This is a genomic window from Rhodococcus sp. 14-2483-1-1, from assembly GCF_002259335.1.
Lineage (GTDB): Bacteria > Actinomycetota > Actinomycetes > Mycobacteriales > Mycobacteriaceae > Rhodococcoides.
In genome coordinates, this window is record NZ_NPFX01000011.1 from 179,753 (window position 1) to 194,433 (window position 14,681).

Sequence of the window (14,681 nt, forward strand, 5' to 3'; positions counted from 1 at the left end):
TGTTGGGGAACGATCCGTTCACAGGCCCGAAGAGATCACCCGAATCCCACGTACGGCTCGAACCTCGAGCTTTCGTCTCGGGTTCGGAGGGCATACGGTGTGCTTGCGCTGGATGTGCCACACTCGTCGTTGCATCGGTTCGAGCCGCAACCTTCGTGGTTGCACCGCTCCGGCCGTGAGGACGAACGCCACCGAACGAGAGGAAATGCCGAGCGATGGAGCTTGGAAGTTTGAAGTTTCGCGTTGCTCGTGAAGATTTTTCCGATTCCGTGGCATGGGTGGCCCGTAGCCTCCCGTCACGGCCACCCGTTCCCGTTCTCGGTGGAGTTCTTCTTGCCGCCGATGAGCAGGGTCTGACGGTCTCCGGATTCGACTACGAGGTCTCCGCTCAGGTCAAAGTCTCTGCCGAGGTAGCCGCGGCAGGCCGAGTTCTGGTGTCGGGCAAGCTACTTGCCGACATCACCAAGTCGCTGCCGAACAAGCCGGTCGACGTCACGGTCGATGGAACCCGCGTTCTGGTCAACTGCGGAAGCGCCAAGTTCTCCCTGCCGACGATGCCGGTGGAGGACTACCCGCAGCTCCCCGAGTTGCCCAGCAACACCGGTTCGCTGGCCGGTGATGTCTTCTCCGAGGCAATTGCCCAGGTCGCCATCGCGGCGGGCAAGGACGACACGCTTCCCATGCTCACCGGTATCCGCGTGGAGATCGACGGAACCAACGTCGTTCTCGCTGCCACCGACCGTTTCCGGTTGGCGGTTCGTGAGGTGGAGTGGGCTCCCGCCGGGGCCGACACCACCACCGCGGTGCTCATCCCGGCCAAGACCTTGTCCGAGTCGGCGAAGACTCTGGGCGGTAACTCCGGCTCGCCGGTCGAACTGGCTCTCGGCTCCGGTTCGTCCATCGGCAGCGACGGTTTGTTGGGCATCGTCAGCGACGGGCGCCGCACCACCACGCGCTTGCTCGATGCCGAATTCCCGAAGTTCCGTCAGTTGCTGCCGGCCGAGCACACTGCGGTGGCCACTCTCGAGATCGCATCGCTGGTCGAGGCGATCAAGCGTGTGGCTCTGGTGGCCGAGCGCGGTGCGCAGGTCCGCCTGGAATTCAACGCCGACGGTGTACTGCTGTCCGCAGGTGGCGACGATGCCGGTCGCGCCGAGGAAGCTCTGCCTGCCGACTTCCAGGGCGAAGCGCTGACCATTGCCTTCAACCCGGGATACCTCATCGACGGGTTGTCCTCGCTGCACAGCGAGAAGGTGACGTTCGGGTTCACGACGCCGAGCCGGCCTGCAGTGTTGCGTCCGACGTCGGACGAAGAACTGGTGGCCGACGACGCAGGTAAGTTCGCGGCGCCGAAATCCGAATACACGTATCTGCTGATGCCCGTCAGGCTGCCGGGCTGATCCTGCCTGGTTACTGTTGGACCCGCGGGAACTTTCGCACCTGACACAGACAAGGACGCGTCATCATGCAGCTCGGCTTGGTCGGTCTCGGAAAAATGGGCTTCAACATGCGCGAGAGGTTGCGCGAGCATGGTCACGAGGTCATCGGCTACGACCCCCGACCGGAGGTGACGGACACCCCGTCGTTGGCCGGTCTGGCTCAGGCGTTGACGGCACCGAGGGTGGTGTGGGTGATGGTTCCATCCGGCCAGATCACCCGCGATACGATCACAGGCCTGGCTGAGGTTCTCGAGCCGGGCGATCTGGTGATCGACGGTGGAAACTCACGATTCACCGATGACAAGCCCAATGCAGAGTTGTTGGACGCCAAAGGAATCGGCTACGTCGATGCCGGTGTATCCGGTGGTGTGTGGGGCTTGAAGAACGGCTACGGGTTGATGGTCGGCGGTCAGGACGAGCACGTCGCCCATGCGATGCCGATCTTCGACGCCTTGCGTCCGGAAGGCGAACGCGCCGACGGATTCGTTCACGCCGGCCCGGTCGGCGCAGGCCACTACTCGAAGATGGTGCACAACGGCATCGAATACGGATTGATGCAGGCATACGCCGAGGGCTACGAGATCCTCGAAGCGGAAGAGCTCGTGCAGGACGTGCAAGGTGTGCTGCGGGCGTGGAGCAAGGGCACGGTCGTGCGTTCCTGGTTGCTCGATCTGTTGGTCGAAGCACTCGGTCAGGATCCGGAATTCAGTGCGATCTCCGGATACACCGAGGACTCCGGTGAGGGTCGTTGGACCGTCGAGGAAGCTATTCGCCACGCCGTACCCGCTCCGGTGATCTCTGCCGCGCTGTTCGCGAGATTCGCTTCGCGACAAGAGGATTCGCCGGCAATGAAGGCCGTCTCGGCTTTGCGCAACCAATTCGGTGGGCACGCGGTCAAGAAGGCAGATGCCGACGAGACCCTGCGCGCACCGGCCCCGAAACACGAGTAAGTGTTCGTCCGGTCTCTGCAGCTACACGACTTCCGATCCTGGGACGACGTCACCGTCGACCTGGGACCGGGCTCGACCGTGTTCGTGGGACCGAACGGGCACGGCAAGACCAACCTGCTCGAGTCGCTCAACTATCTGTCGACGTTGTCCTCGCATCGCGTGTCGACGGACGCTCCGATGATTCGGGCGGGTGCTCCCAAGGCGTTCGTGGGCAGCGCCGTGGTCAATCACGGTCGTGAGCTGATCATCGATGTGGAGCTGCTCGAAGGCAAGGCCAACAAGGCTCGGATGAACCGCTCGCCGTTGCGACGACCGCGGGAGATTCTGGGCGTGTTGCAAAGTGTGTTGTTCGCTCCCGAAGATCTGTCGCTCGTGCGTGGCGATCCTGGCGAGCGTCGACGGTATCTGGACGAACTGCTCACCAGCCGAATTCCTCGAATGGCCACTGTCCGTGCCGATTACGACAAGGTTCTGCGTCAGCGCTCGGCACTGCTCAAGACGGCCAGCGGGTCGTTGCGTCGAGGATCGTCGTCGAGCGACGGTGCGAGTGCTCTGGCCACCCTCGATGTGTGGGATGGGCATCTCGCGGCGCACGGAGCTCGATTGCTCGCTGCCAGAATAGGTTTGGTGCACGAGCTGATGCCGTTCGTGCAGCAGGCTTACGGGTCCATCGCGCCCGAATCGCGACCCGCGACACTGTCCTATCGCTGCAGCCTTGCCGAAGCATTGCCGCCGGAATTCTCCGACGCCGGCCGAGCCCCGTTACCGGACGACGTCGATGTGCTGGAAGCTGCTTTCCTGCACCAACTCTCGGTGATGAGACAGCGAGAAATCGAACGAGGAGTATGTCTGGTGGGTCCACATCGGGACGATGTGGAGTTGATGCTCGGTGATCAGCCCACCAAAGGTTTTGCCAGCCATGGTGAATCGTGGTCGTATGCTCTGTCGTTGCGGCTGGGGTCCTTCGGCCTGTTGCGCGAGGACGGCACGGATCCCGTGCTGATGCTCGACGACGTGTTCGCCGAACTCGACCGAAAGAGGCGTGCTGCGCTCGCGACGGTGGCGGCCGGTGCCGAGCAGGTGTTGATCACGGCCGCGGTACCGGAGGACGTACCACCCGAGCTCGATGCCCGTCGCTACGGCGTCGAGGCACAACAGAGCTCGGAATCCGGTGCAGCAGGGCGTATCTCGCGTATCACGGATCTGTCGGTCACCGTCGACGCCGCACGCGAGGAGAGCGAGGTTCGATGAACGACGAAGGAGTATCCGCAGACAAGGGCGAGACGCCGGAGTTGAAGGGCGTCGATCTAGCGCGCCGTGCACTCGAGGACGCTCGCGCCGCGGCCAAGGCCAGTGGCAAGTCGGTGGGGCAAGGGCGGTCGTCTCCGACGGGTGGCGTCCGTGCGCTGCGGGGGCGTCGGCGACGTGGTTGGTCGGGAGCCGGGCCCGACGACCGAGATCCGCAGGCCTTCGGTGCCCTCGCCAATTCGATCGCGTCCAAGCGTGGATGGTCGGCCAAGGTGTCCGAAGGTGCAGTGTTGGGGCGGTGGGCCAGCGTCGTCGGTGAGGACATCTCGGCGCACGCCGATCCCACCGGGCTCAAGGACGGAGTGCTCAGTATCTCCGCCGAGTCGACGGCATGGGCGACACAACTGAGGCTGATGCAGTCGCAGATTCTGGCGAAGATCGCCGCGGCGGTGGGCCACGGTGTGGTGACCTCACTTCGTATCACCGGGCCGACCACGCAGAGCTGGCGAAAAGGTGAACGTCACGTCCGCGGTCGGGGTCCGCGAGACACCTACGGATAGTGATTGTTCCCAAAGTCGGGTTGTCGTAGTGCCTGGTCCACGTGATCCTCAACAGATGTTGGGGGCACTGTTGCTGTGAGACTGTCGGTGTGCGTAGCGTGATTCGGAACACGCGACGGTCGGGGGACCGAATACTGTTACACGCGGCCATCGGACGAGGAGAAGTTGTGTCTGCACCTACGAAGAAGGCGTCGACAACGGCGGTCGACGTCGATGGGACCCCCGAAGACAGAGTGGTTCTGCACGCTCGAAACGTCGAATTCGATTGGAAGACCCTGCCGCTGCACTATATGGACGGCAATCCGCTGGCCACGCACCTGATCAACGTGATGCACCTGCTTCTGCCCGAGGGCGAGGAGTGGTTCGTGCGCACGTTCAAGGAGGCGTTGCCGCTGATTCACGACGATCAGTTGCGCGACGACGTGATCGGCTTCATCGGCCAGGAAGCCATGCACGCACAGGCCCACACCGATGTCCACGACCAGCTTCGTGCACACGGCATCGATGTCGATCCATATGTGGATCAGATGAAGTTCCTGTTCGGCCGTGCTCTCGGTAATCGTTCGGGCCACGGACAGAACAGTCTGGTCGAGCGGCTCGCCCTGATCGCTGCAGCCGAGCACCTGACCGCGTTCCTCGGCGACTGGGTTCTCAATGCGAAGGAGCTCGACGCCGCCGACGTCCACCCGGTGATGCTGGACCTGCTGCGTTGGCACGGTGCCGAGGAAGTCGAACATCGTTCGGTGGCATACGAAGTTATGCGCTACTTCGACGTCAGGCCGGCACGGCGGATTCGTACCTACGTCGTCATTGCACCCACCCTCGTCTGGTTCTGGACGCGCGGCGTTCGCTACCTGATGAGCCAGGATCCGACGTTGGCGCATCTGTCGCCGAAGCAGCGCACGCCGTCGTTCCGCGAGTTCCGACGAGTGGCCGAGGCTGGTCTGTTTCCTACCCCGATGTCCATGGTCAAGGCGTCGTTGCGGTACTTCAAGAGCACCTATCATCCGTCCCAGGAAGGCTCGACGGCTCAAGCCGTGCAGTATCTCGCCACCTCCCCGGCGGCGCGGTCCGCTGATCGATGACCAGACGCACGTTGCGGAGCAAGCTCGGCGCAATGGCTCAGAAGGTCGACTCGTTTCGAGTAGGTCGTACGATTCCTCGAAATCTGTACGGGCGTGACGAGCCGGATCAGACGGTGTCTCTGGTCACCGACGCGCTCGACAAGTGGTTCGCCCTACTCGACAACGAGAAGTACGACGATTCGTTCGCGGCACCTCCGGTAGCGCGCACCCGAGAACTGACGCTGGTCTCCCGGGAGGTGCTCTGCGTCGACGAGCAGGTGGTGCTGTTGACCTTCGCCGCGGCCGACGGGTCTGCTCTGCCGGCGTGGGCGCCGGGGATGCACCTGGATTTCTACCTTCCGTCCGGTCGTCGACGTCAGTACTCACTGTGCGGTCTGCCGAGCGAGAACACGTACTCGATCGCAGTGCGGCTGGTGCCCGACGGCGGCGGTGGATCTCCGGAAATGCATGCTCTGACGGTAGGCACGCACGTGTCGATTCGGGGACCGCGCAACGGATTTCCGTTCGTCCCGTCCGAACATGCTGTGTTCGTGGCGGGCGGAATCGGTATCACCGCGATCATCTCGATGGTGCGCAGAGCTCGTGATCTCGGGATGGACTGGCACTTCGTCTACTGCGGTCGCTCGCGTGAGTCGATGCCGTTCCTGGACGAGATCGCCGGCTGGGATCCGGCACGGGTCACCGTCCGCACCGACGACGTGGAGGGCATGCCGTCGAGCATGGATCTGCTCGGATCGACGGCGCCCGGCGGATCGGTCTACGTATGTGGTCCGCCGCCCATGATCGATCTGGTTCGCGCCTCGTTCGATGCCCTCCCGGCCACACATCTGCACTTCGAGCGCTTCTCGCCGCCGCCGGTGAAGAACGGTACGGAATTCGAGGTGCAGCTCGTCGACTCGGGACAGATTCTGTCTGTCGGTGCGGAAGAGACTGCGCTGCATGCCATTCGACGGGTTCGGCCCGATATCGCGTACTCGTGCCAGCAGGGGTTCTGCGGTACCTGTCGGGTGCGAGTACTCAACGGAACACCGCAACACCGAGAGAATCGCCTCACGTCCGAGGAGCAGAAGAACGAGATGTTGATCTGCGTGTCGCGTTCGGACGGACAGCGGATCGTTCTCGATCTGTAGCCGAATCGCCGGTTTTACCCTTCATCTTTGCCGTCCGGTATCGAAAAAATGCGTCTGTGAAGCAATCAGGGGCCTTTTAGGGGTGTCATCGTGCCCATGCTGTCGCAGCCAACCAGTACTATGGACCGGTACGACATCAAGCCCGGAACAAACGCATGGAACGCGCACGGTCGAAAGACCGTGCCGACCCTCTGCGGTAGCACCTGGTACAGGTGTGAGCGGGGTAGTGGACGCGTAGAAGGAGAACCAGCTAACCGTGGCTGCCCAGAAGTCAGGTAACAGTGAGAACAGCAAGGATTACGGCGCGTCTTCCATCACGGTCCTCGAGGGCCTGGAAGCAGTTCGTAAGAGGCCCGGCATGTACATCGGTTCCACCGGTGAACGAGGCCTGCACCACCTGATCTGGGAGGTCGTCGACAACTCCGTCGACGAGGCCATGGCCGGTTATGCCTCCACCGTCGACGTCACCATCCACGAAGACGGCAGCGTCGAGGTCAAGGACGACGGCCGCGGTATCCCCGTCGCCATGCACTCCTCCGGTGTTCCCACCGTCGAGGTCGTCATGACCCAGCTCCACGCAGGCGGCAAGTTCGACTCCGACTCCTACGCCGTCTCCGGCGGACTGCACGGCGTCGGTATCTCCGTCGTCAACGCCTTGTCCACCAAGGTCGAATTGCAGATCGCGCGTGACGGGCACCGCTACAAGCAGACGTACGACTACGCCAAGCCCGGCCCTCTCGAGACTGTCGGCGACACCAACGAGACCGGCACCACGGTTCGCTTCTGGGCCGATGGCAAGATCTTCGAGACCCTCGACTACAGCTTCGAGACCGTGCACCGTCGCCTGCAGGAGATGGCGTTCCTGAACAAGGGACTGACCATCAACTTCACCGACGAGCGAGTCGCAGCGACCGACGCGACCGAGGAAGAGCTCGGTGAGACCGCCGAGGCGCCCAAGACCGCAGAGGAAGAGCAGGCCGACGCGGCCAACGCGAAGCCGGCCAAGGTGCGCAAGCGGACGTACCACTACCCGGACGGCCTGGTCGACTTCGTCAAACACATCAACCGCACCAAGACTGCGATCCACAATTCTGTCGTCGGCTTCACCGGCAAGGGTGAGGGCCACGAGGTCGAGATCGCGATGCAGTGGAACGCAGGTTACTCCGAATCGGTGCACACCTTCGCCAACACGATCAACACGCACGAGGGCGGCACCCACGAAGAGGGCTTCCGTACCGCTCTGACGTCGACGGTGAACAAGTACGCGATCGAGAAGAAGCTGGTCAAGGAGAAGGACGTCAAGCTCACCGGTGACGACATCCGTGAGGGCTTGGCTGCCGTCATCTCGGTGCGGGTCGGCGAGCCGCAGTTCGAGGGACAGACCAAGACCAAGCTCGGTAACACCGAGATTCGCTCGTTCGTGCAGAAGGCCTGCAACGAGCATCTCTCGCACTGGTTCGAGTCCAACCCCGCCGACGCCAAGACCATCATCAACAAGGCCGTCTCGTCCGCACAGGCGCGGATGGCTGCCCGCAAGGCACGAGAGTTGGTGCGACGCAAGAGCGCAACCGACATCGGCGGCCTGCCGGGCAAGCTGGCCGACTGCCGTTCCAATGATCCGAGCAAGTCCGAGATCTACATCGTGGAGGGCGACTCCGCAGGTGGCTCGGCAAAATCGGGCCGCGACTCGATGTTCCAGGCGATCCTGCCGTTGCGCGGAAAGATCATCAACGTCGAGAAGGCTCGCATCGACCGCGTCCTCAAGAACAACGAAGTCCAGTCGATCATCACCGCGTTCGGCACCGGCATCCACGACGAGTTCGACATCACCAAGCTGCGCTATCACAAGATCGTGCTGATGGCCGATGCCGACGTCGACGGCCAGCACATCTCGACGCTGTTGATGACGTTGCTCTTCCGGTTCATGCGTCCGCTGATCGAAAACGGTCACGTGTATCTCGCAATGCCGCCGCTGTACAAGCTCAAGTGGAGCCGCGGAGAGCCCGATTTCGCGTACTCCGATCGCGAGCGCGACGGACTGCTCGAAGCCGGTATCGCCAACAAGCGCAAGATCAACGTCGAAGACGGCGTCCAGCGGTACAAAGGCCTCGGCGAGATGAACGCCAAGGAACTGTGGGAAACCACCATGGACCCGGCAGTGCGAGTGCTGCGTCTGGTCACCCTCGACGACGCCGCTGCCGCAGACGAACTGTTCAGCGTGCTGATGGGCGAGGACGTGTCCGCACGCCGAAGCTTCATCGCCCGCAACGCGAAAGATGTTCGCTTTCTTGACGTTTAGTCACTTCCCTTCACGCGCCGACGAGTGCTCCCGGCGCGTGAAGGTGACCGTTTCTCGAGGAGATTTGCATGTCTGACATCACCGAACCGCCGGTAGGACCCCCGCCGGGTTCGACCACCAATGCCGAGGGTGGAGACCGGATCGATCCGGTCGACATCCAGCAGGAAATGCAGCGCAGTTACATCGATTACGCGATGAGCGTCATCGTCGGCCGTGCATTGCCCGAGGTCCGCGATGGTCTCAAGCCGGTGCACCGACGCGTGCTGTACGCGATGTACGACTCGGGCTTCCGTCCCGACCGCAGTTACGTGAAATCCGCACGCCCCGTTGCCGAAACGATGGGTAACTACCACCCCCACGGCGACACCTCGATCTACGACGCGCTCGTGCGTCTGGCTCAGCCGTGGTCGATGCGCTACCCGTTGGTCGACGGCCAGGGCAACTTCGGTTCGCGCGGCAACGACGGCGCCGCCGCCATGCGATACACCGAGGCGCGCCTGACCCCGCTCGCAATGGAGATGCTGCGCGACATCGACGAGGAAACCGTCGATTTCATCCCCAACTACGACGGCAAAACCCAAGAGCCGACGGTACTTCCGTCGCGTGTCCCCAACCTGTTGATGAACGGCTCCAACGGCATCGCCGTCGGTATGGCCACCAACATCCCCCCGCACAACCTGCGTGAACTGGGCGACGCGGTGTTCTGGGCCCTCGACAACTTCGAGGCCGACGAGGAAGCGACCCTCGCGGCCTGCATGGAGCGCGTCAAGGGTCCCGACTTCCCCACCCACGGCCTCATCGTCGGCGGTCAGGGTATTCAGGATGCGTACTCGACCGGACGCGGTTCGATCCGCATGCGCGGTGTCGTCGAGATCGAGGAAGACTCCAACGGTCGCACCACGATCGTCATCACCGAGCTGCCGTATCAGGTCAATCCGGACAACCTGATCACCTCGATCGCCGAGCAGGTCCGCGACGGCAAGCTGTCCGGTATCTCGAAGATCGACGACGAGTCGTCCGATCGCGTCGGTATGCGCATCGTGGTCACGATCAAGCGCGACGCCGTCGCGAAGGTCGTGCTCAACAACCTCTACAAGCATTCGCAGCTGCAGACCAGCTTCGGTGCCAACATGCTCTCGATCGTCGACGGCGTTCCGCGCACCCTGCGTCTGGACCAGATGATCCGCTTCTACGTCACTCATCAACTCGATGTGATCGTGCGGCGCACCCGGTACCGGCTGCGCAGAGCCGAGGAACGCGCCCACATTCTGCGCGGACTCGTCAAGGCGCTCGACGCGCTCGACGAGGTCATTGCCTTGATCCGCGCGTCGCAGACGGTGGATCTCGCCAAGCAGGGCTTGATCGATCTGCTCGATATCGACGAGGTCCAGGCCCAGGCCATTCTCGACATGCAGTTGCGCCGCCTGGCGGCTCTCGAGCGCCAGAAGATCATCGACGAGTTGGCCGAACTCGAGCGGACCATCGCCGACTTGCAGGACATCCTGGCCAAGCCGGAGCGTCAGCGCCAGATCGTGCGCGACGAACTTGCCGAGATCGTCGAGAAGTTCGGTGACGACCGTCGAACGCGCATCATCGCCGCCGACGGCGACGTCAACGACGAGGATCTGATCGCCCGGGAGAACGTGGTCGTCACGATCACCGAGACCGGATACGCCAAGCGCACCCGAACCGATCTGTACCGCTCGCAGAAGCGCGGCGGCAAGGGCGTGCAGGGTGCCGGCCTCAAGCAGGACGACATCGTCAGCAAGTTCTTCGTCTGCTCGACGCACGACTGGATCCTGTTCTTCACCACCAAGGGCCGCGTCTACCGGGCCAAGGCGTACGAACTGCCCGAGGCGAACCGAACGGCTCGCGGACAGCACGTTGCCAACTTGCTCGCGTTCCAGCCCGACGAGCGCATCGCGCAGGTCATCCAGATCAAGACGTACGAGGATGCTCCCTATCTGGTGCTCGCCACCAAGGGCGGTCTGGTCAAGAAGTCACGCCTGACCGATTTCGACTCCAACCGCAGCGGCGGCATTGTGGCGGTCAACCTGCGCGGCGAGGACGAGCTGGTGGGCGCAGTCCTGGCCTCTTCCGACGACGATCTGCTGCTGGTCTCGGCCCAGGGTCAGTCCATCCGGTTCTCCGCCACCGACGAGGTGCTGCGACCCATGGGCCGCGCGACGTCCGGTGTGCAGGGCATGCGATTCAACGGTGAGGACGAGCTGCTCTCGCTCAACGTCGTCAGCGAGAACAAGTTCCTGCTGGTCGCGACGTCGGGTGGCTACTCCAAGCGCACTGCGATGGAGGATTACCCGCAGCAGGGTCGCGGCGGAAAGGGAGTACTGACAATCCAGTACGACCCCAAGCGTGGCACGCTGGTGGGAGCTCTCATCGTCGACGACGAGGACGAGCTGTATGCCATCACGTCCAGTGGTGGCGTCATCCGGACTGCTGCCAAGCAGGTCCGGAAAGCCGGCCGACAGACCAAGGGCGTGCGGTTGATGAATCTCGGTGAAGGCGACACACTGCTCGCGATCGCGCGCAACGCCGACGAGATCGAACCGGATGCCGTGGGCACCGAAGACGATGCAGCGAAGGAGTCGTAAGTGAGCACTCCCAACCGGCCTGGTAGCAGGCCCGGCCCCAGCGGCGCACCGGACGGCCGCGAGGCGCCGCGGGCCGAGCAGCCCGCGCGGCCTGCGCCGCCCGAGGGAGCTCGTCCGGGTAGCCGCCCGCAGCCTGCCGCTCGTCCGGCACCCGCTGCCGGCCGCGGACCGGCTCCCCAGGGGAACTCCCGGCCGCCGGTGCGTCCGGCACAGGGTGCCCCCAACGGCCCGGCACGACCGACACAGGGCCCGCCCCCGCAGCGGCCGCCTGCACCTCAGGGACCTGCTCCTCAAGGACCCCCTGCACCTCAGGGACCGCCGCCGCAGACTCCGCCGGGAGCGGCACAGCAGGGCCCCCCGTCGGCTCGGCCGGTTCAGCCCGGTTCCGGCCAGCCCACTGCGGATCGACCGGCAAACGGTCAGCCCCCACAGCGACAGGCGCCGCCGGCAGGACCGCCGTCTCGTCCGGCTCCGCCGCGGGGCCCGGCACCCACCGAGGTGTCGCGCGCACCGGAGGGGTCGGCCGAGGGCGGCGGTGACGCGACTCGCGCCAATCGATCGGTTCCCCCGGCTGCTCGCGAGCAAGACCACTCCGCACCGGCCGCCACCCAGGCAATGCCTGCTCAGCCGGTCGAGGGTCCGCAGGGTGGGTCGGGAACGCCGCCGTGGCAGCGTGGTGCCGGTCAGCGTGCGGCACAGCAGGGCACGGAGGACCGTCAGCAGCCGCAGAACCAGCCGCAGACCAATCTCTCCGGTCGAGGCGCAGCCCTTCCACCGAATGCTGAATTCGACCGGTCTGCCCGCACGACGGCCGAGCCCGTTCAGCGTGAGTCCACCGAGGACAAGACCGAACGGCGCGAGGCCGCTCGGTCGAAGGCAGCGGTGATCGACGGGCCGACCCGTCATATCGAACGCAAGGATCTGGCAAAGGACATGCCCGATCTGTCCGCCGTCCGGCATCCCGAGCAGAGCCAGGCCGACCGCGCCGCGCCCGCCGCCATCACGGCAGTGCCCAGCGCGGACGGCAATCCTTTGCGCGCAACCATTCAGATCCGCAAGATCGATCCGTGGTCGACGCTCAAGATTGCGCTCGTCATCGCGGTGTCACTGTTCTTCGTCTGGATGGTGGCCGTCGGCCTGCTGTACGCCGTGCTGGACGGTATGGGCGTATGGGACCGGCTCAACAGTGCGTTCACCGAGATCGTCAACGAATCCGGTGACGGTGGACTCGTCAGCGCCGGACAGGTGTTCGGCTACGCAGCGGTGATCGGTGTGATCAATGTCGTACTCTTCACCGCTCTCACCACAATCGGCGCATTCATCTACAACCTGTCGTCGGACCTGGTCGGTGGCGTCGAGGTGACGCTGGCAGACCGCGACTGACCTGCACAACGAGTAGCCGTATCGGGCCGTTTTGGAAGACAGCGGCCCGATACGGTAATCTCATCCCTCGGTTCGAGGAGAGGAATTCTTCGGCCGAAAGCAGTGATGAGGGCCTATAGCTCAGGCGGTTAGAGCGCTTCCCTGATAAGGAAGAGGTCGGAGGTTCAAGTCCTCCTAGGCCCACACCGAACGAACGAAAAGAGGCAGGACGTGAAAATCCTTCTTCTCGTCGCATCGGTGGTGATCGCAGTGCTGACAGTATCGAAGGTGCGCTCGACGCGCAGCTCGGACGGTGTCTGGCACAGTATCTCCACCGGGTGACAATCGCTCGGATCGAACGTGTAATGTTCGTGCACGTTCAACCGCAACACCCGGGGCCTTAGCTCAGTTGGTAGAGCGCTGCCTTTGCAAGGCAGATGTCAGGAGTTCGAATCTCCTAGGCTCCACAACAAAAGGACGTCCACTTCGTGGGCGTCCTTTTTCGTGTTCGCACCCGCACTGGCGGCCCAAGTCCACTCGATGTGCCATTGACCCCCGAAAAGGCCACCACATGTGACATCGAGTGCCGAGGAAGCCCGGGGATCCGAGGCGGGCCGATCGCGAGGGTTGTGACCGCACCCAAGGGTGCTCGTCGCCGGCGCCCACATGTCCAGACCCTCGACTGTTTTGTTTCGCATTCGGAGCGTGGTCCTTAGCGTTGTCGGTGTGCAAGAACGTCGGTCCCACGACCGGCGTGAACGGTCGCGACGGCGCACCGCAGGGGGGTGTGCCGTCGCTGCTGTCCTGGCGGACATTGTTCGCCCCTGTCTCGAATCGATTGTCGGTTCGGGCACCTCGATGTTCGAAGGAGCCCCGCAGATGACACGTGTTCTCGATCATGAAGAGCTGTTGACCGAACTCGACGGCACCCTGGAAGCCAATTTGAATCGCCATCTGTCGATGGCGAAGGAATGGCATCCGCATGACTACGTTCCGTGGGATCTGGGCCGGAATTTCGCGGCGATGGGTGGGGAGGACTGGTCTCTCGAGCAGTCGTCGTTGTCGGAACTGGCCCGCACGGCGATGATCACCAATCTGCTCACCGAGGACAATCTGCCGTCGTATCACCGGGGATTGGCAGACAATTTTTCGTTGGACGGTGCCTGGGGTACGTGGGTGGGGCGTTGGACCGCAGAAGAAAATCGCCACGGGATCGTCATGCGCGATTATTTGGTGGTGACGCGTGCAGTCGACCCGGTGGAGTTGGAGCGGGCTCGGATGCACCACATGACTGTTGGCGTGGATGCGCCGATGGACGGGGCAAACTTCCTGCATTCGGTTGCATATGTGACGTTCCAGGAGTTGGCGACTCGGGTGTCGCATCGTAATACGGGGTTGGCGTGTGGTGATCCGGTGGCGGATCGAATGTTGGCTCGAGTTGCTGCGGACGAGAATCTGCACATGATCTTCTATCGGAACCTCGGTGAGGCGTCGTTGGATCTCGTTCCCGATCAGATGGTTCGCGCCATCGCCGATGTCGCAACGGACTTCCAGATGCCCGGCCTGAACATGCCGAATTTCCGCAAGAACGCCATGATTCTGGCCAAGAATGGAATCTATGATCTCCGGCAGCATCTGGACGAAGTCCTGATGCCGGTGCTGCGCAAGTGGAAGATCTTCGAGCGCAACGATTTCACCGGTGAGGGCGAGCGGGATCGTGATCGGCTGGCTGCATTCGTCGAGGACTTGGAGTCCAAGGCGACCAAGTTCGAGGAGTCGAGGGATCGACTGCTCGCCAGGGAGGCTGCGCGCGCCGAGAAGGCGTCCTGACCTGCTGCGTCTTCCCCGCGCAGAGTCGTGGTCGCGCCTCGAAGGTGTTAGAGTCCGGGCATCGTTTGGGTCATGTGAGGCGATGGCCGTAGTGCGTGGGGAGGGCCGATGGTGCCTGGGGGGTATCAGGTGAGTGGTGTGGTCCGGTTCGGTGTGCGTTGCCGCG

Annotated in this window: 10 protein-coding genes and 2 tRNA genes; all 12 read left to right on the forward strand. The window is 63.4% G+C overall.

Annotation, left to right across the window (positions count from 1 at the left end; translation table 11 throughout):
• Positions 1-215 precede the first annotated feature (215 nt).
• The 12 genes from dnaN to CH294_RS09670 all read left to right on the forward strand — a co-directional run bounded on the left by dnaN (position 216) and on the right by CH294_RS09670 (position 14,515).
• Positions 216-1,400, forward strand: a complete 1,185-nt coding sequence (gene dnaN, locus CH294_RS09615) for a DNA polymerase III subunit beta (RefSeq protein ID WP_094737768.1) — start codon at positions 216-218, stop codon at positions 1,398-1,400.
• A gap of 65 nt (positions 1,401-1,465) precedes the next feature.
• Positions 1,466-2,389, forward strand: coding sequence for a phosphogluconate dehydrogenase (NAD(+)-dependent, decarboxylating) (gnd, locus tag CH294_RS09620; RefSeq protein ID WP_032401664.1), 924 nt, complete (start codon positions 1,466-1,468; stop codon positions 2,387-2,389).
• Complete coding sequence (gene recF, locus CH294_RS09625) at positions 2,390-3,640, forward strand: DNA replication/repair protein RecF (RefSeq protein WP_032401663.1); 1,251 nt, start codon at positions 2,390-2,392, stop codon at positions 3,638-3,640. It abuts the gene before it with no gap.
• Positions 3,637-4,197, forward strand: a complete 561-nt coding sequence (locus CH294_RS09630; RefSeq protein ID WP_032401662.1) for a DUF721 family protein — start codon at positions 3,637-3,639, stop codon at positions 4,195-4,197. Before recF ends, CH294_RS09630 begins: the two co-directional genes overlap by 4 nt.
• 167 nt (positions 4,198-4,364) lie before the next feature.
• On the forward strand, positions 4,365-5,282 hold the full coding sequence (locus CH294_RS09635; RefSeq protein ID WP_037152141.1) for a metal-dependent hydrolase: 918 nt from the start codon (positions 4,365-4,367) through the stop codon (positions 5,280-5,282).
• Positions 5,279-6,412, forward strand: a complete 1,134-nt coding sequence (locus CH294_RS09640; RefSeq protein ID WP_094608934.1) for a PDR/VanB family oxidoreductase — start codon at positions 5,279-5,281, stop codon at positions 6,410-6,412. The genes CH294_RS09635 and CH294_RS09640 overlap by 4 nt, the downstream gene beginning before the upstream one ends.
• Before the next feature lie 256 nt (positions 6,413-6,668).
• On the forward strand, positions 6,669-8,711 hold the full coding sequence (gyrB, locus tag CH294_RS09645; RefSeq protein WP_037152147.1) for a DNA topoisomerase (ATP-hydrolyzing) subunit B: 2,043 nt from the start codon (positions 6,669-6,671) through the stop codon (positions 8,709-8,711).
• 68 nt (positions 8,712-8,779) lie between these two features.
• Positions 8,780-11,323, forward strand: coding sequence for a DNA gyrase subunit A (gyrA, locus tag CH294_RS09650; RefSeq protein ID WP_094737769.1), 2,544 nt, complete (start codon positions 8,780-8,782; stop codon positions 11,321-11,323).
• Entirely contained in the window at positions 11,324-12,706 is a 1,383-nt protein-coding gene (locus CH294_RS27785) for a DUF3566 domain-containing protein (RefSeq protein ID WP_249305196.1), read from the forward strand.
• A 109-nt stretch (positions 12,707-12,815) separates the two neighbouring features.
• Positions 12,816-12,889: transfer RNA gene (locus CH294_RS09660), tRNA-Ile, on the forward strand.
• A gap of 190 nt (positions 12,890-13,079) precedes the next feature.
• Positions 13,080-13,152, forward strand: a tRNA-Ala gene (locus tag CH294_RS09665).
• 412 nt (positions 13,153-13,564) lie between these two features.
• On the forward strand, positions 13,565-14,515 hold the full coding sequence (locus CH294_RS09670; RefSeq protein ID WP_032379456.1) for an acyl-ACP desaturase: 951 nt from the start codon (positions 13,565-13,567) through the stop codon (positions 14,513-14,515).
• The last annotated feature ends 166 nt before the right edge of the window (positions 14,516-14,681 follow it).